Below are 21563 nucleotides of genomic sequence, written 5' to 3'. Positions count from 1 at the left end.
AGGGGCCCGCGGCCCGGAGGATCGCCGGGCCCCGGGCCCCCTTTGACGTGTCGTCACCCGGTCATCTGGTCACGGCCAGGCAGTACGCCTCGTCGCCGGCCAGCAGCCCGCGGTGGGTGCCGTCGGCCGTGACGACGCCGTCGTCGAGGACGAGGACCCGGTCGGCGGCGTCGAGCAGGGCCGGACTGCTGGTGATGACGACGGTGGTACGGCCCCGCCGCAGCTTCGCGATGTTGCGCGCCACGAGCTGTTCGGTGACCGCGTCCACGGCCGTCGTCGGATCGCGCAGGACGAGCACGTCACTGTCGGCCGCCAGGGCCCGGGCCAGGGACAGCCGCTGACGCTGGCCTCCGGAGAGGTTCGCACCGCGGTCGCGGACCTCGTAGTCGAGTCCCTGCCGGTGCAGGGCGACCACGTCGGTCAGCATGGACGCCTCGACGGCCTCGGGCACCATCCGGCTCGTCCCCGACGGGTCGATGTTGGAGCGGAGCGTGCCGGCGAAGATCTCCCCGTCGTAGGGGTTCACCAGAAGGTGCTCGCGGACCGACTCGACCGAGAGCTCCGCGAGCCGCTTGCCGCCGACCCTCACCACTCCCTCGTAGGCGTCCGGGGGGACCGACAGGGCGAGGACCGACGCGAGTTCGGCCGCCGCCCCCGGCTGGTAGGCCGTGATCGCCGTGAACTCGCCGGCCGGAACGTGGAACTTCACCCCCTGCAGGGCCCCGTACCGGACGCAGTCGATCTCGAGGTCCCCGCCCGGGGCCGGACGCTCCGTCCCGGGGGCCGCCGCCGGCGCGGCGGACAGCACCAGGGCCATCCGCTCCGCCGAGGCGCGCGCCGTCATCACGTACTTCGGCATGTCCGAGAACAGCCTGAGCGGCTCCATGATGAACTGCGCCAGGCCCACGGCCATGACGAGCTCACCGATGCTGATCTGTCGGTCGAAGGCCAGCCAGCCGGCCGTCAGGGTCACCGAGGCCGCGAGGGCCGCGTTCAGTCCCAACGCGGTGCCCGCGTAGGCGCCGTTCACCCGGGCGACGGTGACCGCCTGCTCCTTCGCCTCCGTGCTGACCTTGCGATAGGACCGGAACGCCGCGTGATTGCCTCCGAAGCCGTGCAGCGGGCGCAGGCCGGCGATCAGGTCGGCGACCTTCGCCCCCGCGCGCGCCACCCGGGCCTGCTGCTCCTTGGTACTGCTGCCGATCCGCTTCGACATGACGCTGAGGACCGAGAGGATGGCGACGGTCCCCACCATGACCAGCAGTCCGAGCGGCAGGCTCGCCATGCTCAGCGCGACCGCCGCGATCAGCACCGAGACCATGGAGCTGATCAGCATCGGCACCACCTCGACGATGTCGGCGGTCTGGTCGGCGTCCTCGGTGGCGATGGTGAGCACCTCCCCGGACTTCAGGCCCGTGTCCCGGGCCACCGGCTGGAGGCCGCAGGCCGCGACCCGCACCCTCCAGCGATGGGCCTCGGTCGTGTTGGCCTTCTGCAGGATGCGCATGCCGAACCGCCACGACAGCGACACGATCGTGATGAGCACGGCCAGCGCCCCGATCGACAGGGCGAGCGAGGCCGGGCTCCGCTCCGTCATCGTGTGCTCGACGATCAGGCCGAGCGCGATCGGGAAGGCCGTCTCGCCCGCCTGGTACAGGCCCATGAGGACGGTGCCCCAGACCATGGCGCCGACGTTGCGGCGTACGGCCGTCCGGAGGATGTCGGATCCCGGTCGACGGGATCGCTGCGCGTCAGGAGTTGTCATCGATGTGGCCGGCAATCGCTTCCGGGGTCCGAAGGGTGAACAGATCACGGATCGTGATCACGGGGCCGAACTCCCGGCGCAGGAGTCCGACCAGTCGTACGGCCAGCATGGAGTGTCCCCCGAGGGAAAGGAAGTCGCCCACCGCGCTCACCTCGTCGTCGTCCAGGTCCAGGGTCTCCGCGAAGAACTCGCAGACCACGGTCTCGGTCTCGGTCTCCGGGCCGCGCTCACCCGAAGTGGTCAGCGCCCCCAGCGGCTTGGGCTCGGGGAGGGCCTTGGTGTCGGCCTTCCCGTTCACCGTGAGCGGGATGCGGTCGACCTGGGCGTAGTGCGTCGGACGCAGGAAGTCCGGCAGCCCGGCCCCCACCTCGGCGGCGACCGCCGCCAGGCCGGAGCCCTCCAGCACGAGATACGCGGCCAGCCGGTAGGCGCCGTCGACCTGAGGATCGGGCTGGGCGACGGCGGCGGTGAACCGCACCGCCGGGTGCGCCGTGAACGCGGCCTCGACCTCGCCCAGCTCGACCCGGTGCCCGCGGATCTTGACCTGCTGGTCGGTGCGGCCGAGGTACATCAGGTTCCCGTCGGGCCGGCGGACCACCAGGTCGCCGGTGCGGTACATGCGCTCGCCCGGCTCACCGAACGGGGACGCGACGAACCGGTCCGCGGTCTGGCCCGACTGGCCGAGGTAGCCGCGGGCGATGCCGACACCCGAGACGTAGAGCTCACCGGGAACTCCGTCCGGCACCGGCCGCAGCCACGGGTCCAGCACGAACACGTCGGTGTTGTCGATGGCCACGCCCACCACCGGGTCGAGGCAGTCGAACGTCCCGACGCCCAGGGTGTTGATGGTGTACTCGGTGGGTCCGTACAGGTTGTAGCCGACCGTTCCCTCGGTCTCGGCGAGCCGCTGCCACAGACCCGAGGTGACCGCCTCGCCGCCCAGCAGCACCAGCGCGGGGCGACGGGCCGGCTTGTCCAGCAGGCCCTCGGCCACCAGCTGCTGGGCGTACGTCGGCGTCACGTTGACGACGTCGATCCCGTGCTCCAGGCAGTACGCCACGAGCCGGGGCGCGTCGCGGCGCAGCTCCTCGTCGCAGACGTGCACCTCGTGGCCGTCGGCGAGCCACAGCAGCTCCTCCCACGACATGTCGAAGGCGAAGGACACGGTGTGGGCGATCCGGAAGACCCGGTTGCCGTGCGCGGCCAGGACCGGTGCGAAGATCCGGCGCTGGTGGTTGATCAGCATGTTGGTCAGGCCGGCGTACTCGGTGACGACGCCCTTGGGCCTGCCGGTCGAGCCGGACGTGTAGATCGTGTACGCGGGGTGGCGCAGCCGCCGCGGGTCGTCCGGGGAGAACGTCGTGAACGGCTCGGCCGCCGGCAGGGGGCGGTCCAGTTCGATCAGCTCACCGGTCAGCCGCGGCGACACGGCGCTGACGGTGAGGGTCACGTCCGGCCGGGCGTCCGCGACGATCGACGCGATCCGCTCGTCGGGGTGGTCCAGTTCCAGCGGCACGTACGCGGCTCCGGTGCGCAGCACGGCGAACAGGGCCACGATCGAGTCGAGCGACCGCGGGATCGCGAGACCGACGGTCCGCTCGGGGCCGATCCCGCGTCCGGCGAGCACGCCCGCCAGCGTCCGGCTGCGGTCCCGGAGTTCGGCGAAGGTCATGCTCCGGCCGTGGGAGACGAGCGCGGTCCGCTCCGGGGAACGGTCCGCCGCCAGGTCGAACCGATCGACCACGGTGTCCGTGCCGATGTCCGTCCGGACGCCGGGCTCGGGTACCGGGCCGAGGCCGCGCAGGGCGCCGACCGGGCCGGCCGAACCGGCGAGGTCCTCCAGTACGCGCACGTAGTCGCCGAGGAGGCGGCGGGCGCTGTCGCCGTCGCCGTGGCGGTGTTCCAGCTTCACCGTGAGCCGGTCGCCGGGCGTGACGACCCAGGTGAACGGGTAGTGGGTGGAGTCGTCGGACTTCACCGCCGTGATGCCGTGGCGGGCGTTCATCTCGGTGAACGCGTCCATGTCCAGGAAGTTCTGGAGCACGAACAGGTTGTCGAACAGGGTGTCGTGGCCGCTGGCCCGCTGGATCTCGCCGAGCCCCAGGTGTTCGTGCTCCATGGCCTCGACCCGCACGGCCTGCACGGCCGACAGGTAGTCCCGGACGGTGTCGTCCGGCCGCGCCCGGGTCCACATCGGGACGGTGTTGAGCAGCACGCCGACGATGTCGGACAGGCCCTCGCCCTCGCGGCCGGAGACGGTCATGCCGAACACCGCGTCGCTGCGGCCCGTGTGGGCGCCGAGGAAGAGGCCGAACGCGCCGGTCAGGACGGAGTTCAGGGTGACGCCGTGTGCCTTGGCCGCCTCCCGCAGCAGGTCCGACTGTTCTGCGGAGAGCGTGTGGACGAGCGCGGGCGGAAGGTCCTCCGTGAGCATCGGCGCAGGTCCGGCGAGCAGCGTCGGGCCCGGGAGACCGGCCAGCTGTCCGGCCCAGAAGCGCTCGGCGACCGCCGGGTCCTTCGCGGCGAGCGCCCGGGCGTGGTCCTCGAAGGAGGGCGTGGCCGGTCCGTTGTCCGGCTGCGCGCCGGCGAGGACGGCCTCGTACGCGGCGAACAGGTCGCGCAGCACGATCTCGCGGGACCAGCCGTCCCACAGCAGCAGGTGGTAGCTGAAGAGCAGGCCGTCCCGGCCGTCCGGCAGCCGGACCACGGTCAGCCGGATCAGCGGCGGTTCGCTCAGGTCGAACCCGGTGTTCCGGTCCCGGACGCGGAGCGCCTCCACCTCCGCGTCGCCGGACAGCTCGACCGTACGGACGCCGATCCGCCGGCCCGCCTTGAGGACCTGGACGGGGTTGCCGTCGTCGTCGGTGGTGAATCCCGCTCCGACGACGGGATGCCGGGCGATCACCGCGGCCATGGCCTCGGCCAGCGCGTCGGTGTCCAGACGGCGCTCGAAGGCGAACCAGTTCTGCGCGACGTAGTGTCCGCCCGTGCCCGCCATCTGGGCCTGGAAGAACAGGCCCCGCTGCAGCGGAGTGACCGGTGCCGTGCGCTCGGCCGTCACGGCGGCGTCGGCGATGGCCTCCAGGGCGCGCAGCCAGTGCCCGGTGATCTCGCCCGGGATCTCCTCGGCGAGGGTGAAGGCGGCGTGCAGGCTGCCGGTGGCCGCGTCGGTCCATGCGTTGACCTCCACGGCGTACGGGCTGCCCTGGTCTCCGCCGGTGATGTGCGGCACCCGGGACTCGCTGCCCCGGCCGAGGTAGTTGAACAGCACCTGCGGCTGTGCGGTCAGCAGCGGCGCCGTCTGCGGGTTGAGGTACCGCAGCCGGCCGTAGGCCACGTGCCCGGCCTCGTCGGGCTGCCGTTCGGCGACCTCGCGGGCGGCCGTGACGGGGTCGGTGTGCGGGGTGAGCCGGACGGGCGCGACGGCCGTGAACCAGCCGACCGTACGGGAGTAGTCGTGGTGCTCCCGTGCCGGGACGCGGCCGTGCCGTTCCAGCTCGATCGCGAGGTCGGTGGGCGACTCCTGGACCTGGGTGAGCGCGGTGCGCAGGGCGCCGCACAGCAGCTCGGTCAGGGCGACGCCGAGTGCGGCGGGAGCCGTGCGTGTCACCACGTCGCTCACGTCGGGCGGCAGCACCGCCGCGGTGTCGCGCGATCGGCCGACCGCGGGCAGCAGCGGGGGCGCCTGGAGGGTGTCGGTCCAGCGTCCGAGGTCACCGGCGCCGGCGGCGGCCTGGAGGGTGAGCGCCTCCGCGTACTCGGCGTAGGAGGTGGTGGCCGGTGCGAGGGCCTCCCCGCGCAGGGCGGCCGCCATGTCGTCCAGCAGGATCAGCCAGGACACGGCGTCGACCGCGAGGTGGTGCACGGTGATCACCAGGGTGCCGGTCGTGGCGAGCCAGGTGAACGCGATGACCTCACCGGACGCGGGGTCGAGCCGTCCGGCGGCCTCGTTCGCGGCGGCCGTCGCGTCGGACGTGCCGGCGCGGACGACCTGGGCCTCGCGGGCCGGTTCGGTCCGCAGGGTCCACACGCCGTGCTCGGTGTCCAGGCGCATCCGCAGGGCGGGGTGGGCGGCCAGGACGGCGTTCGCGGCGCGTTCGACGTCGGCGTACGCGGTGCCTTCGGCCACCTCCAGCGTCCGGGCCTGGGCGAACCGGGCCAGGGAAGCGCCCAGTGCGCGCTGGCGCAGGATGATCGGGGTGGGCACGACCGGGCCGTCCTCGCGGCGTGCCGGCGCGGTCGCCGGGCGGGCCGCGGCGGGCCGCGGCGCGAGCGTCCCCAGATGCTCGGCGAGCGCCCGCGGCGTCTTGCGCAGGAACACGTCGCGGGGGGCGATCGGCAGACCGAGTGCCCTGGCCCGGTTGACCACGGTGATCGCGATGATGCTGTCGCCGCCGGCGCCGAAGAAGTCGGTGTCGGCGTGAGCGTCCGGGTGGCCGAGCGTCTCGGCGAAGATGCCGATGAGCGAGGTCAGCACGGAGTCCGTGACAGGCACCGGGGTGTCGTCGCCCTGGGCGGCCCGCGTGATCAGGGCCTTGCGGTCGAGCTTGCCGTTGACGGTCAGCGGCAGGGCGTCCACCGTCAGGACCCGGCCCGGCACCATGTGTACGGGCAGCTTGGCGGCGAGGAGTACGGACAGGTCGCCGGGCACGCGGCCCACGACGTGCGCGACCAGGTGGTCGCCGCTGTCCGCGACGGTGACGGCCACGTCGACCACGCCGTCGAGGTCCCGGACCGCGGACTCGACCTCGCCGAGCTCGATGCGGAAGCCCTTGAGCTGGACCTGGTCGTCGGCGCGGCCGGTGAACTCCAGTTCGCCGTCGAGGGTCCGGCGGGCGAGGTCTCCCGTGTGGTACATGCGGGAGCCGTCGTTCGCGAACGGGTTCGCCACGAACCGGCCGGCGGTCAGGCCCGGACGGCCCAGGTAGCCGAGGGACACCTGGTCGCCCGCCACGTAGATGGCGCCCTCCCGGCCCGGCGGAACCGGCCGCAGCCGGTCGTCGAGGAGGTGGGTGACCAGGCCGGGGAGGGGGCCGCCGATGGGGCTGACGTCGGCGCCGGAGCCGAAGTCGTCGTGGGTCAGCACCCGGTGGGTCACGTGGACCGTGGTCTCGGTGATGCCGTACATGTTGACCAGCTCGGGCGAGGCGGCGCCGTGGCGCTCGACCCAGCCGCGCAGCCGTCCCAGGTCCAGCGCCTCGCCGCCGAAGACGACACGGCGCAGGGCGGGGAGGGGTTCGCCGGCGTGCCGGTCCGCTTCGACGAACTGGTAGAAGGCCGACGGGGTCTGGTTGAGCACGGTCACCCCGCGCTCCCTGACCAGCCGGTGGAAGTCCACCGGGGAACGGGTCAGCCCGTAGTCGGGAACGAGCAGTTCACCGCCGTGGGCCAGTGCGCCCCACAGCTCCCAGACCGCGAAGTCGAAGGAGTAGGAGTGGAACTGGACCCACACGTCGTGCGGTCCGAAGGCCATGTCCGGCTGGGTGTTGGCGAGCAGCGCCACCACGCTGGAGTGCGGGACGACGACGCCCTTGGGCTTGCCGGTCGAACCGGAGGTGTAGATCACGTAGGCGGGGTCGTGCCAGGTGACCGGGGCCGCGGCGGCCTCGGTGGCGTCGCGCGGCAGCTCGTCGCCCTGGACGAGGACGCGGGCGGCGACGCCGGCCCGGTCCAGCAGCGTCGCGAAGCGCTCCCGCTGGTGCGGGTCGACCAGGACGGCCTGCGGCGCGGCGTCCGCGAGCACGTACTCCAGCCGCTCGTCCGGGTAGGCCATGTCCAGCGGTACGTACGCGCCGCCCGCGCTGACGATCGCGACCAGGGCGATCACCTGCTCGATCGTACGGGGGACGGCGACGGCGACGCGCCGGCCCGGTCCGACCCCGGCCGCGCGCAGGGCGGCGGCCAGCTCGTCCTTGGCGGCGGCCAGTTCGCCGTAGGTCAGCGACCGAGTGCCGCCGTCGAGGGCGCACTGGGTGACGGCGGTGGCCGACGGGTCACGGCGCGCCGCGGCGTCGAACAGCTCGCCGAGGGTGGTCGGGGCGATCCCGGCCGGGCTCCGGGTGCCCTGGGGCACGAGCGTGCCGACGGGGGCGTCGGGGCTCTCCAGCAGGCCGGTGAGGGTGTGGGCGAAGCGGCGCAGGATGTCCTGGGCGCCGCTCTCCCGCAGCAGTTCGCCGTCGTAGATCAGGTTGAAGCGCGGGCGCCCGTCGAGGGACCGCTCCACGACCAGGGTGAGCGGGTAGTGCGGGGCTCCCTCGTTGACGAGGCCGGTGACGCGGAGGGAGTCGCCGGGACGGGCGAGTGCGGCGACGTCCGTGGCCACGTCGAACACCACGAGGGTGTCGAAGAGCGAACCGACGCCGGCCTGGCGGCCGATCCGGGCGAGCGAGACGTGCTGGTGCGGCAGGACGGCACCCTGGTGCTCGCGCACCGAGGTCAGCAGCTCGCGGGCCGTGGTCCCGGAGGTCCACCGGGCCCGCAGCGGAATGGTGTTGATGAACAGGCCGACCATGTCCCCGATGCCGGGCACGTCGGCGTCGCGGCCGGAGACGGTGGAGCCGAACACCACGTCCTCGGACCGCAGGACGTCGCCCAGGGTGAGCGCCCAGGCGCTGTGCACGGCCACGCTCAGGGTCACACCCGCCGACCTGACGGCCGCGTCGACGTCGTTCGTCGGCTCGACCGAGGTGTCGGCGAACCGGTCGGACGGGGTGTGGTCCGCGGCCACCAGTGAGGGGCCGGGCAGGCCGGCGAGCTCGGCGCCCCATACCCGGTCGCTCTCGTCGGCGTCGCGGCCGGCGAGCCAGCCCACGTAGTCGGAGAAGCCGCCCGGCGGGTAGACGGTGCCGGGCGCGTGGTACTCGGCGAGCAGCGCACGGAGCATCGGCGGGACCGACCAGCCGTCGGCGATGATGTGGTGCACGGTCTGCACCAGGACGTTCCGGCCGGACTCGGGGTCACGGAACAGCGTGAACCGCATCAGCGGTCCGGTGGCCAGGTCGAAGCCGGCCCGGCGGTCCCGCTCGGCGTGGTCGCGGATCTCCTCGTCGGTGATCCCGGGGCGGACGGTCGTGGTGAACGGCGCCACCGCGCCGCTCTCGAGGACGGAGACGACCCGGCCGTCGGCGAGGGCGGTGAACCGCGCGGCCAGATTGGGGTACAGGGCGAGCAGTCGGGTGGCGGCCGCCGCGAGCCGCTCGGCGTCGACGTCGCCCTCCAGGGTGAGCAGCTGCTGTTCGACGTAGCTGCCGGCGGAGTCCGCGTCGAACACCGAGTGGAAGTAGAGGCCTTCCTGGAGCGGGGTGAGGGGGAGGACGTCGCGCAGGGCGGGGCCGTCCAGGGCGTCGACGTCGGCCTGGGTCAGCCGCACGAGCGGGAAGTCGCTGGGGGAGTGACCGCCCTGGTCGAGCGCGGCGAGCCCGGTCAGTGCGCTCCGGAAGTATCCGCCGAGCGTCTCCACGTCCTCGTCGTCGAACATCCCGTCGGGCCAGGAGAGGGTGGTGACCAGCTCGTACGCGCCGGTGGCGGCGGGTTCGGCGATCGCGTTGAACTCCAGGGTGCGCGGCAGACGCATCCGCGGGTCGCGCTTCTCGCCCAGCTGCCCGGTGGTTCCCGAGAGCTGCCAGTCCCCCGAGGCGCCCGCGTCGAAGCGGCCCAGGTAGTTGAAGAGCACCTGGGGTACGGGGGCGGTGAAGGCGGAGTCGTGCAGGTATTGCAGGGCGCCGTAGGAGACACCGTTGCCCGGCACCCGGGCGAGGTCCTCCTTGACGGCCTTGAGCGCGGCGGCGAGGTAGTCCGGCGCGGTGAAATCGTCGGTCGTGCCGGGGTCCACGGTCACCGGGAACAGCGTCGTGAACCAGCCGACGGTCCGCGACAGGTCCGGCTCCAGGCCGACGGCGGCGGCCACGTGGCGGCCTTCGCGTCCGTGGCCCTCGAGCTCGATGTGCGCGAAGGTCTGCTCCTGGCCGCGGTCACGGCGCCAGCGGGCCAGAGCGACGGCCAGCGCGGTCAGCAGGACGTCGTTGACGCCCGCGTGGAACTTCGCGGGGACCTCGCTCAGCAGCGCGGCCGTGAGGTCCGGTCCGACGCTGAAGGTGCGCTGCCGCTCCCGCTCGACCGTGTCGGCCTCGGACAGCGTCCGCCTGCCCAGGGGTGCGTCGGGGCCGGGCAGGGGGCGTTCGAAGGAGGCACGGTCCTCGTCGAAGGCCGCGCTTTCGAGCAACTGCGTCCAGCGGCGGAACGACGTTCCCACCGGGGGAAGCCGGATCGCCTCGCCGGCGGAGTGCTGGCGCCACGCGGTGGCCAGGTCGTCCATCAGGACGCGCCAGGACACGCCGTCGACGACCACGTGGTGGACGACGACGACCAACTGGCGTGCCGCACGGCGCCAGACGGCCCGCAGCATCACGCCGTTGTCCGGGTCCAGCCCCTCCGTGGCGAGGGCCACGCACGCGTCGAGCGACTCGTCGCTCTCCTGCCGGCATGCAGTGGTTCCGCCGGCCTCCGGGATGTCGAAGCTCCAGCGGTCCCCGCGCACGAGCCTGGCGCGCAGCATGTCGTGCCGGGCCACGACGGCGGTGAGGACGGCGTCCAGGCCCTCGGCGGTGAGGTCCGCGGGGGTGTTCAGGACGACGGACTGCACGAAGCCGTCGATGGCGTCCGTGGTCCGCCCGAGCCACTGGACGATGGGCGAGCCGACGACGGACCCCGTCGCCACGTCGCCGTGGTCCACCCGGGTCGCGTCCTCGCGGCCGGCCACGGCGGCCAGTGCGCCCAGGACGCTGTGGGCGAAGATCTGCCCCGCGGTGACGTAGAGGCCCGCTTCGCGCAGCGCGCTCAGCAGCGAGATGGCGAGGATGCTGTCTCCGCCGAGCTGGAAGAAGTCCTGGTCGACGCCGACCTCGTCCAGCCGCAGGACCGAGGCGACGGCCGCGCACACGAGGCGCTCCTCGTCGGTGGAGGGCCGGACGAAGGAGCCCGTGACGATCTCGGGCTCGGGCAGCGCGCGCCGGTCGAGCTTGCCGTTGGGGGTGAGCGGGAACTCCCGCATCACGACGATGTGGGCGGGCACCATGTACTCCACCATGTGCCCGGTGGCCCAGACCTTGACCTCGTCCGCCCGCAGGTCGGCGGCTCCGGCCGCGGGGATCACGTACCCCACGAGGTAGGTGCCGCCCGCGCTGTTCTTCTTCGCGACGACGCAGGTGTGCCGTACCTCGGGATGCTCGGCCAGGCCGGCCTCGACGTCCTCGAGTTCGAGCCGCATGCCGCGGATCTTGATCTGGTTGTCGGCCCGGCCGAGGAAGTCCAGCGACCCGTCCGGGGCGAACCGCGCGAGGTCCCCGGTCCGGTAGAGCCGCGAACCGTCGTCCGAGAACGGGTTCGCCACGAACCGGGACGCGGTCAGGCCGGGCGCCCCCACGTACCCGCGGCCCAGGAGGAAGCCGCCGACGTACAGTTCGCCGCCGACCCCGACGGGGACCGGGCGCAGTTCGTCGTCCAGGACGTAGAGCCGGGTGTTGGGGTTGGCCTTGCCGATCGAGGTCGACAGGCGCTCCGCCTCACCGCGGTAGATGACGTGGGAGACGCCGATCGTGGTCTCGGCAGGGCCGTAGCCGTGGTACATCGGAACGCCGCCGAGCTTGGTGCGGAACCGCTCGTACAGCTCGGGGGTGAGCACCTCGCCGCCGCACCACACGTGCCGCAGGCTGTCGAGGCGTCCGGAGTCGCCGGCGATCTCCAGGAGGACGTCCAGCATGGACGAGACGAGGTAGGTGAAGGTGACGCGCTGCTCGGCGATCACGCTCAGGAGGTGGTGCGGGTCCCGTTCGCCGCCGGGGCGCAGGACCACCAGCCTGCCGCCGCACACCAGCGGCAGGAAGACCTCGTTGATGGATATGTCGAAGGACAGGGGCGCCTTGAAGAGCGAGGCGTCTCCGTCACCGAAGCCCAGGATCTCGTCGACCTGCCACAGCAGCCGCTCGCTGATCGCCTCGTGCCGGATCATGGCGCCCTTCGGGCGGCCGGTCGAGCCGGAGGTGAAGATGACGTAGGCCAGGGAGTCACCGTGGACGGTGACCCCGGTTCCCTCGACGGGGTGGCTGCCGTACTGCCAGTCGCCGAGGTCGACGGCGACGGCGGCCGGTTCGGCGGGGTCGTGCGCGCCGGACTCGTTGAGCTGGACCACGACCTGCGCGTCGTCGATGACGACGGCGCGGCGCGCGGCGGGCCACTGCGGATCGAGCGGCACGAACGCGCAGCCGGCCTGGAGGACGGCCAGCAGACCGATCACCATGTCGGCGGAGCGGCCCAGCGAGATGCCGACGACCTGCTCGGCGGTGAGCCCGCGTTCGATCAGGTGGTGGGCCAGCTGAGCCGACTTCTCCGCCGCCTCGCGGTAGGTGAGCGACCGGTGTTCGTCGACGATGGCGACCGTGTCCGGCCTGAGCCGCGCCTGCTCGCGGAACATCTCCACGATGGTCGGCCGGACCCGGTCGGCATCGGTGTCGTTCCACCGGGCCAGGGTCTTGAGTCGCTCCGCCACCCCGGACGGGCCGACGGTGCCGAGGGGCCGGTCCGGGAAGTCCGCCAGGTCGTCCAGCGCGAGCTGCGCTTCGGACGGCAGGACGCCCTCGGGCACGGTGATGCGCACGCCGCCCGAGGCGACTTCTGCGACCTCCCAACCGCACGGCGCGCCACCGCCGTTGTCGGCCCATCCGAGCACGTCCGCGAACATCACGCCGGGGGAGAGGTCGATGCCTTCGGGGCTCTGGCCCGTCGCCCAGTAGGACAGTCCGATGGCACAGGCCTCGGCGATGGTCCGGTCGGAGTGGTCACCGGTGCGCCGGCGTACGTCGGCCAGGCGCGTGGGGGAGATCAGCACGAGACGAGCGCTCGGTTCCGTCATTGAAGACTCAACACCCTTCTGAGGTACTAAGGGAAGCCTAGCCTAAGTAAGGGGACCCTAACTACCGTTCTTCCAGGCCTGCCAGAGTTTCGCGTAGCGACCGTCCAGGGCCACCAACTGCTCGTGGGTGCCCTGTTCCACGACGCGCCCCGCGTCGAGCACGGCGATCCGGTCCGCCGCCATCGCCTGCGTCAGCCGATGGGCCACGAACAGCGTGGTGCGTCCGGCGCAGGCGGCCTGGACGGCCCGCTCCAGTTCGGCGGCGCCCTCGCTGCCCGCCTCCGCGGTCGATTCGTCGAGCACCACCACCGGCGCGCGGCCCAACACCAGCCGTGCCAGGGCGATATGGGCCACCTTGGTGCCGTCCAGACGCTCACCGCCCTCTCCGACCGCGGTGTACAGCCCGTCGGGCAGCGACTCGACCCACCGATGGGCACCCACGGTGCGCAGCGCGTCCATCAGCTCGGAGTCGGTCGCCTCCGGCGCGGCCAGCCTCAGGTCGTCGGCGAGAGGCCCGGAGAACACATGAGTCTCCTGGGTCAGGACGCTCACCAGCGCCCTCGCCTCGACCTCGTCCAGATCGGCGAGCACGGTCGAGCCGACGCGTACCGACCCCACCTGGGGGGTCTCGATTCCGGCGATGAGGGCGGCCAGCGTCGTCTTGCCGGCGCCCGTCGCGCCCACGAGGGCCAGTGAACTGCCGGCGGGGATGGTCAGGCTGACGTCCTGGAGGACCGGCTCGTCGGCGCCGGGGTACGTGAACGTCAGACCGTCCACCGTCACCGGGTACGGGCTGCCGCCCTGCGGCGCGGCAGCCGAGTCGCCCACCAGTCGCTCCGCCGCGGGCTCCGCCAGTACACCGACGAGCCGCGTCAGGCTCGCACCCGACTTCTGGGCCTCGTCGAAGGTGAACATGATGGCGCCGAGCGGAGTGAACAGGCGATGGAAGACCAGCGGCGCCGCCGACACCTCGCCGAGGGTGGCGGACCCGGTCTCCAGCAGGACGTAGCCGACCAGGAGGATCAGGACCAGGCCGATGAACTCCGCGCGGTTCTCCCGGCCGACGAACCGGCCGAAGAAGTGGAAGACCTTGATGCCGAGGTCCCGCACCCGCCGCGAGTCGGCGTCGACCTTGTCCCGGAAGGCCTCTTCCAGGCGGTACGCCCGTACCGTGTCGATCCCGTTGAGACCGCTGATCAGGGCCTGGGCGCGGTCGGCCTGGGCGGCCCGCTGCTCGCGGTAGAGAGGGGCGGACCGGGGCAGGTACCAGCGCAGGGCCAGGGCGTAGGCGGGCAGCGCGCACGCTCCCGCCAGGCCGAGCCGCCAGTCGAGCCCGAACATGCCGATCGTGGCGACGGCCACCAGCACTCCCGCGGAGAACACCGTGGGAATGGCCGAACGGATGCCCCTGGACAGGACGGCGACGTCGTCGCCGACCCGGGAGAGCACGTCGCCGCGGCCCACCTGCTCGACGCGGGCACTGGGCATGCCCAGGACGGCCCGGACAGCGCCTTCGCGCAGCTGCGCGAGCAGTTCGGCACCGAGCCGCCCGATCAGGTACGTGGACAGCGCGGTGGCCGCCGCGCCGAGGAGCGCGGCGGCCACCATCAGCACCCCGGTCGAGACCAGGGCCGAGCGCGGTTCGCCTCCGACGACCCCGTCGACCACCTTGCCGATCAGGAGTACCGGGAGCATCTGCAGCGCCGCCCCGGCCACCGTGCTGAACACGGTGGCGGCCGTCAGCCACGGGGTCTCACGGCTGTGTGCCGCGACCCATCGGGCTGCCTCACGGCCGGTCGTCGTGCGCAGGGTGGCCGGGGCGAGGCGCGTTTCCGTGGTGCTCACACCTGGCCGACCGACTTGACGAGCTCGTCGATGGCGTACGGCAGGGAGAGCAGGGTGGCCTGCGAGATGGCCGCACCGGCCGCCGGGCCCTCGCTGTCGAGGAGGTACGAGACCTTGTTGTTCTTGGAGACCTTGAGGTTGGTGAAGAGGTCGAACCTCTTCAGCGCGTCCGTGTCCGCCTTGTCGTTGATGACGAACACGCGGTCGACGTCGACGAGGTCCATGCGCTCCGGGGAGAGCGCGGTGGAGAAGCCGCCGCCGGCGATCTTGTCGATCTCGGTCTGGCCCTTGAAGCCCATGCCCGTCAGGAGCTGGCCGCGCACGTCGGTGGTGGTGAAGGGATTGACCGCGTCCTTGTACCAGGACAGGGCGACGGCGGTCTGGCCGGCGAACTCCGGGTGCGCCTTCTTGACCGCGGCCAGCTTGTCGTCGATGCCCTGGATCATCTTCCGACCCTCGTCGGCCTTGCCGAGCGCCTTGGCGATCTGGAGGGCGTTGTCCTGCCACGGAGCGCTGAACGGCTCCTTCTCGGCCTTGGTGCGGCCCACCGTCGGGGCGATCTTCGACAGCTTGTCGTAGGCGGCCTTGTCGACCTCGGAGTAGACCGCGATGATCAGGTCGGGCCGCAGGGCGGCGATCTTCTCGTAATTGGGGCCCGCGTCACCGTTGTTCATGATGACCTCGGGCCTGTCGTCGCCCCACTTGTCCTTGACCCAGGGCCACTGGGTGTTGATGTCGGGGCTCTTGCCCGCCGGGTTCGGGTACTGGTCGACCATGCCGACCGGCTTGATGCCGAAGGCCAGGACGGACTGGTCGTCGGTGTAGCCGACGGTCACGACCCGCTGGGGGGCCTCCTTGACCGTGGTGGATCCGAACGCGTGCTCGACGGTCACCGGGAACGCGCCCGTGGCGGCAGGGGCGTTGGCGTTGTCGCTCTTCTTGTCCTTGTCCGCCGAGTCGGAACCGCACCCCGTCAGGAGGGCTACGCCGAGGGCGGCTACGGACACGGTCGCCGCCACTCGCCGCCAGGGCTTCATGCGCGTCGTTCGATCGAGGAGCATCCGGATTCCCTTGCTTTCGTGCTGTCCACTGCGGCCCTATGTAAGGACAGGCAAACCTTACCGTGGGCTAGTGAGGTAAGCCTAGCCTAAGTCGAATGGGCTCCCTCTCAACTGCCCGGAATCTGGACATGAGTTCGGCCGATCGGCACGATGAGCGGACGGTCGCCCACCGGGTCGTCGATCACCAGGGCGCGCAGGCCGAAGGCCTCGTGCAGCAACTCGGCGGTCACCACGTCGCGCGGGTGCCCCTGGGCCAGGACCGAACCCGCCTTCATCACGATCAGGTTGTCGCTGTAGCGGACGGCCAGATTGAGGTCGTGCAGCACCATGACCACCGTGCATCCCGACTCGTGCAGGTCGTCGACCAGGTCGAGCACGTCGATGGCGTGCGCCAGGTCCAGATACGTGGTGGGCTCGTCGAGCAGCAGCAGATCGGTGCCCTGCGCGAGGGTCATGGAGATCCAGACGCGTTGGCGCTGGCCGCCGGAGAGCGAGTCGACGGCGCGGTCGGCGAGGTCGGCGACCCCGGTCATGGCCAGCGCGCGCTCCACGACGGAGACGTCGTCCGAGGACCACTGCCGCAGCCAGCTCTGGTGGGGGTGCCGGCCCCTGGCGACGAGATCGGCCACGGTCAGGCCCTCCGGTGCGACCGGTGACTGCGGCAGCAGGCCGAGCTTCTTCGCCACGTCCCTGGTCCTGAGCCGGACGATGTCCTCGCCGTCCAGGACGACGGAACCCCGGGTCGGCCTGAGCAGCCGGGACAGGGTGCGCAACAGGGTCGACTTACCGCATCCGTTGGGGCCGATGATCGTGGTCACCACCCCCGGGGGGATCTCCACGTCGAGTTCGTCGATGACGGTCCGGTCGCCGTAGCCGACCGTGACGCCCCGGGCTGACAACCGCGGGACATCCGCCCCGGACTCGATCTCGGTGATGTACTGAGCGACCAAGGCTCCCCCTTAGTTAGGCTTGCCTAACCTTTCTATCATCTAGCGTCGATTCGCCCGCACCAGAAGGTAGATGAGGAAGGGACCGCCGAACGCGGCCGTGACCACACCCACCGGCAGAGTGATCGGCAGGGCGGTCCGCGCGACCAGGTCGGAGCCGATCAGCAGGAGGGCTCCCACCATGCCGGAGGCCACGAACGGGGGCGTCGGGAATTTCGTCAGACGCATCGCCACCTGTGGCGCCACCATGGCGACGAACGGGACGGGCCCGGCCGCTCCCACGGCCACTCCGGCCAGGAGGACCGCGCACAGCAGGAGGACCCCGCGCACCAGCGCGTACCGCACCCCCAGCCCCGCGGCCACGTCGTCCCCGAAATGGAGGGGCTTGAACTGGAAGGCGACGCACGCGACGACGGCTATGAGGACGAGAGTTCCCCAGAGCGCCACCCGCACCTCGTCCCAGGACCGGTTGTCCAACGAGCCGACCAGCCACGCCTGGGCCCGCGCCACGTCCCTGATGTCGGCGCCGGCCAGCAGCCAGGTTGTGATCGCCTCCATCGCGGCGCTCACCGAGATGCCGATGAGGACGAGCCGGAACCCGTCGATCCCGCGTCGCCACGCCAGGAAGTACACCAGCAGTCCCGTGCCGAGACCGCCCGCGAGCGCCGCCGCGGGCAGGCCGACGGAGCTGACGACCGCGGTGGCCGCCCCGCCCGACAGCGTCACCAGGGACACGGCGACCGCGCCGGCGCCGCTGGTGATCCCCAGGATGTCCGGGCTGGCCAGGGGGTTGCGGGCGATCGACTGGGTGAGCGCCCCCGACACGCCCAGCGCGATCCCCACGACGAGGCCGGCCAGGGCCCGCGGCATGCGCAGGTCCATGATCACGAACTCGTCGACCCGCTCACCCCAGCCCAGGATCGTGGCGATCACCTGGGGCAGGCCCATGGGGAAGTCACCCACGGCGATGGACAGGCAGAAGGCCAGGAATGCCGCCCCTGCCAGGAACAGCGTGACCAGCGCGATCCTGGGCCGCCATACGAAGGACACACGGCCGAGCCTCACGCCCGGCGCCATCGAACTCTTCGCCACTGTCACGTTCATGCGCTCTTGAACTTCCCTCGCCAGACCAGGACCGCGAAGAACGGGGCGCCGAGGAGGGCCACGAGGATGCCCGCCTCCAGCTCGCCCGGCCGCACCACCAGACGCCCGACGACGTCACAGACCAGAAGGACGACCGCGCCCAGCAGGCCGGCGTAGGGAACCAGCCAGCGGTAGTCGGGCCCGGCCAGGTACCGCGCCACGTGCGCCACCATGAGCCCGAGGAACGCGATGGGCCCGCACGCGGCCGTGGCCGCGCCCGCGAGCAGGGTGATGGCGACGATGCCGACGGTCCGGACCAGCGTGATGTTGACGCCCAGTCCCCTTGCCACGTCGTCACCCAGGTTGAGGAGGTTGACGGAGGGCAGGGTGGCCAGGGCCGGCACCAGACCGACCACGATGAAAGCGGTCACCGGCCAGATGACGCCGAAGGGGACGCCGGCCACCGAGCCGGCGTTCCAGAACCGCAGTGCGTTCAGTGCCGCCTTGTCCGACAGGGCGACCGCCGTCGTCATGGCCGCGAGGAACACCGTGACCCCCTGCCCGGCCAGGGCGAGCGTCAGCGGATTGCCGGCGCCCCGGCCGATGCTCGACAGGCCGAAGACGACGACACCGGCGAGCGCGGCGCCCAGGAAGGCGAACCAGACGTACTGGAACGGGTCGGTGAGCCCGAACAGGGAGATCGCCGCCACGACGGCGAAGGAGGCACCGGTGTTCACCCCCAGCAGACCGGTGTCCGCGATGGGGTTGCGGGTGTATCCCTGTATCAGGGCCCCGCCGACCCCCAGGGCGACGCCCGCCACGATCGCGAGCACCGTCCGGGGAACCCGTACGGTCTGCACGATGAGTCTGGTCTCGGTGAGCTTCTGATCGGGGTCGGGCCCCGCGAACAGCCCGTGCCAGACCTCGGCGGGACTCAACGCCCGCGCGCCGACGGCGACGGAGACCACCGCGGCCACCACGAGGACCGCGACGATGATGCCCAGACCCAGGATGCGTCGCCGCCGGGCCCCCGCGATCCGCGAAGGCGCCTGACGTTCGACTGTGGTCGCGCCCATGGCGCCGGAGGCCATCCCGGCGCAACTGCCGTCCCGCTCGGGTGAGTCGCGCTCGCCGAGGGGCGGGCCGCCGGTGTGACGCCGAGTGTCAGGAGGCACGGGCGTTCCTTTCGTGTGCGTGGCTGTACATGCCGCTGCCGTGCCCGTGGTGCATGCGCACCACGGGCACGGCAGCGAGCCGGAAGGGCTGCTAGCGGACGGCGCTCTCGGCGCCTTCCGGCACGGCCTGGGCCGACCCGGGGGAGCGCTCGAGGCCGCGGTCGAGGATCGAGTCCAGGATCTCCCCGACCCGTATCGCCGTGTTGGACAGCAGGGAGGAGGTGATGCCGTGGGTGTGCTCGGTTCCGCCCTGGAGGTAGATTCCGCAGCGGAGTTCTGGGTCGGTCGCCACGCGGTAGTCGCGCTCGACACGGACCCGGCCCCGGTCGTCGCGGTGGCACCGGTCCGCCACCTCGCCGAGCAGGCCCAGGCCGTCGGCCTGCATGTACCCCGTGGCGCAGACGACGACGTCGGCGTCCAGGAGACGCTCCTCGCCGGTGATCAGGGACGTGACCGTCGCGCGGACGCCATCGGGCGTCTCCTCGACGGCGGTGAGGCGCGAGACGTTGAGGAAGTGCAGGCGCTCGGTGCCGAGCACCTTCTCCTGGTACGCCTGCCGGTACAGGTCGTCGATGAGGTCGATGTCCACCACGGAGTAGTTGGTGTTGCCGTGGTAGTCCATCAGCCGGTGCTTGACGTCCTCGGGCGCCGTGAAGTACTCGTCGACGGCCTGGGGGTCGAAGATGCGGTTGGCGAAGCTGCTGTCGTCGGCGGGGCTGTAGCCGTAGCGGGAGAAGACCGCGCAGACCTCGGCATCCGGGAAGCGGCGGTGCAGGTAGGCCACGTTCTCGGCGGCGCTCTGGCCGGCGCCCACGACGACGAAGCGGGTGGGCTCCGCGCCCTCCAGGCCGTCGACCTTCGCCAACAGGTCGGAGTTGTGCCAGACGTGGTCGGTCCGCTCGATGCCCTCGGGCATGACCGGACGCAGTCCGGTGCCGATGACGACGTTGCGCGCCCGGTGGACGACGACCTCGTCCCCGGACCTGGCCGTCACGTCGAGGTACTCCACCACGCCGTCGCGCACGACGGGTTCGACGGCGACGACCTGGTGGCCGTACGACACCATGTCGTCGACCTTCGCGGCGGCCCACTCGAAGTAGTCGTGGAACTCCACCCGGAGCGGGAAGAGGTTCTTGTGGTTGACGAAGTCGATCAGGCGCCCCCTGCTCTGCAGGTAGCAGAGGAAGCTGTACTCGCTCGTGGGGTTCCGCAGTGTCACCAGGTCCTTCATGAAGGACACCTGCATCGTCGCGTCGTCGATGAGCATCCCGCGGTGCCATCCGAAGCCGGGCTGCCGCTCGAAGAAGTGGGCGGTGACCGCCTCGTGCCTTCCCACACGTGCGTTGTGCTCGCTCAGCGCGATCGCCATGGCGACGTTCGACGGCCCGAAGCCGATACCGATCAGGTCGTGGATCAGTGGGGTGTCGCCAGGAAGAGCCTGTGACATGTCACTCCCATTCGTGCTGGACGGTCGCCTGTCGGGCGTCCTGTCGTGGGGTGGGGAAAAGGGGGAGTCCAGGCGCACCGGTGATCGGCAGCCGAGCGGAACTTAGGTAAAGCTAACCTGACCCAGTCGAGGCTGTCGACAGGACGAAGTGGGCAAATCGAGCCACCCTCCGCTCAAGCGGCCCTGAAATCAGGGTCGTTGCGTTGTTAGGTAAGCCTTGCTTTACTTGCGTCTGTCATTTCGCTCTTCCGAGGAGGAACCCCCATGCGGGTCGTCATGTTCGGCTATCAGACCTGGGGCCATCGCACCCTGAAGGCGCTCCTGGACTCCGAGCACGACGTCGTGATGGTCGTGACGCATCCCAAGAGTGAGCATGCCTACGAGAAGATCTGGAGCGACTCGGTCGCCGAACTCGCCGAGGAGAACGGCGTCCCGGTCGTCATCCGCAACCGTCCCGACGACGAGGAGCTGTTCCAGCGGCTCAAGGAGGCCGATCCGGACATCATCGTCGCCAACAACTGGCGGACCTGGATCCCGCCGCGCATCTACGCCCTGCCGAAGCACGGCACCCTCAACGTCCACGATTCGCTGCTGCCCAAGTACGCGGGCTTCTCGCCGCTGATCTGGGCCCTCATCAACGGCGAGTCCGAAGTCGGCGTCACCGCGCACATGATGGACGAGGTGCTCGACGCCGGCGACATCGTCGACCAGCGCGCGGTCGCCGTCGGCCCGACCGACACCACCACCGACCTGTTCCACAAGACGGTCGACCTGATCGCTCCCGTGACCATCGGCGCCCTCGACCGGATCGCCGCCGGCGAGACCGAGTTCACCCGGCAGGACCGGTCCCAGGCCAGCTTCTTCCACAAGCGGGCCGACGAGGACATCCGGATCGACTGGGACTGGCCCGCCGACGTCCTGGAGCGTCTGGTGCGCGCCCAGTCGGCCCCGTACCCGGCCGCCTTCACCTTCCACAAGGGCAAGCGCCTGGAGGTGCTCTCCGCCGTCGTGTCCGAGGGCCGGTACGGCGGCACGCCCGGCCGCATCTTCTACCGCGAGGGCGACGGCGTGGTGATCGTCGCCGGTGCCGACGCCCGTACGGGCCGCAATCACGGCCTGGCCGTCACCCGGGTGCGGACGGAGGACGGCCGGGAACTGCCTGCGACGGAGTACTTCTCGTCCATGGGGGGCTACCTCACCGACCGCCCCTGAGGTCGGAGCGGCGCGGGCCGGGGTCCGAGCTCCGGACGGTCCCGCACGGGCCGGCGCCCACCGCCGTGCGGATCCTCGATGCGCACGGCGTGGGGTGTACATGCTAATGAGGGTAGGCTAAC

Annotated in this window: 9 protein-coding genes; 1 reads left to right on the top strand and 8 read right to left on the bottom strand. The window is 71.5% G+C overall.

Features of this window, described 5'->3' with window-relative positions:
- Positions 1–61: 61 nt before the first annotated feature.
- The 8 genes from IE237_RS28720 to IE237_RS28685 form a co-directional block, all read right to left on the bottom strand.
- Entirely contained in the window at positions 62–1765 is a 1704-nt protein-coding gene (locus IE237_RS28720) for an ABC transporter ATP-binding protein (protein ID WP_189805027.1), read from the bottom strand.
- Positions 1752–12671 (bottom strand): non-ribosomal peptide synthetase, encoded by a 10920-nt coding sequence (locus IE237_RS28715; protein WP_189805026.1) that lies wholly within the window; start codon positions 12669–12671, stop codon positions 1752–1754. The genes IE237_RS28720 and IE237_RS28715 overlap by 14 nt, the downstream gene beginning before the upstream one ends.
- A 57-nt stretch (positions 12672–12728) precedes the next feature.
- Positions 12729–14516, bottom strand: coding sequence for an ABC transporter ATP-binding protein (locus IE237_RS28710; RefSeq protein WP_189805025.1), 1788 nt, complete (start codon positions 14514–14516; stop codon positions 12729–12731).
- Complete coding sequence (locus IE237_RS28705; protein ID WP_189805024.1) at positions 14513–15577, bottom strand: ABC transporter substrate-binding protein; 1065 nt, start codon at positions 15575–15577, stop codon at positions 14513–14515. The genes IE237_RS28710 and IE237_RS28705 overlap by 4 nt, the downstream gene beginning before the upstream one ends.
- Before the next feature lie 107 nt (positions 15578–15684).
- Positions 15685–16527 (bottom strand): ABC transporter ATP-binding protein, encoded by an 843-nt coding sequence (locus IE237_RS28700; protein ID WP_189805023.1) that lies wholly within the window; start codon positions 16525–16527, stop codon positions 15685–15687.
- Positions 16528–16566: 39 nt separating this feature from the next.
- Entirely contained in the window at positions 16567–17628 is a 1062-nt protein-coding gene (locus IE237_RS28695; RefSeq protein WP_189805022.1) for a FecCD family ABC transporter permease, read from the bottom strand.
- Entirely contained in the window at positions 17625–18683 is a 1059-nt protein-coding gene (locus IE237_RS28690; protein WP_189805160.1) for a FecCD family ABC transporter permease, read from the bottom strand. The genes IE237_RS28695 and IE237_RS28690 overlap by 4 nt, the downstream gene beginning before the upstream one ends.
- Before the next feature lie 190 nt (positions 18684–18873).
- Positions 18874–20229, bottom strand: coding sequence for a lysine N(6)-hydroxylase/L-ornithine N(5)-oxygenase family protein (locus IE237_RS28685; RefSeq protein ID WP_189805021.1), 1356 nt, complete (start codon positions 20227–20229; stop codon positions 18874–18876).
- Between the two features lie 264 nt (positions 20230–20493).
- On the opposite strand from IE237_RS28685, the gene IE237_RS28680 reads away from it, so the two are divergent.
- Positions 20494–21441, top strand: coding sequence for a methionyl-tRNA formyltransferase (locus IE237_RS28680; protein WP_189805020.1), 948 nt, complete (start codon positions 20494–20496; stop codon positions 21439–21441).
- The last annotated feature ends 122 nt before the right edge of the window (positions 21442–21563 follow it).

Origin of the sequence: Streptomyces tanashiensis, assembly GCF_014648895.1 — a bacterium.
GTDB classification, from domain to species: domain Bacteria; phylum Actinomycetota; class Actinomycetes; order Streptomycetales; family Streptomycetaceae; genus Streptomyces; species Streptomyces tanashiensis.
This window is presented reverse-complemented; position numbering and strand designations above follow the sequence as displayed.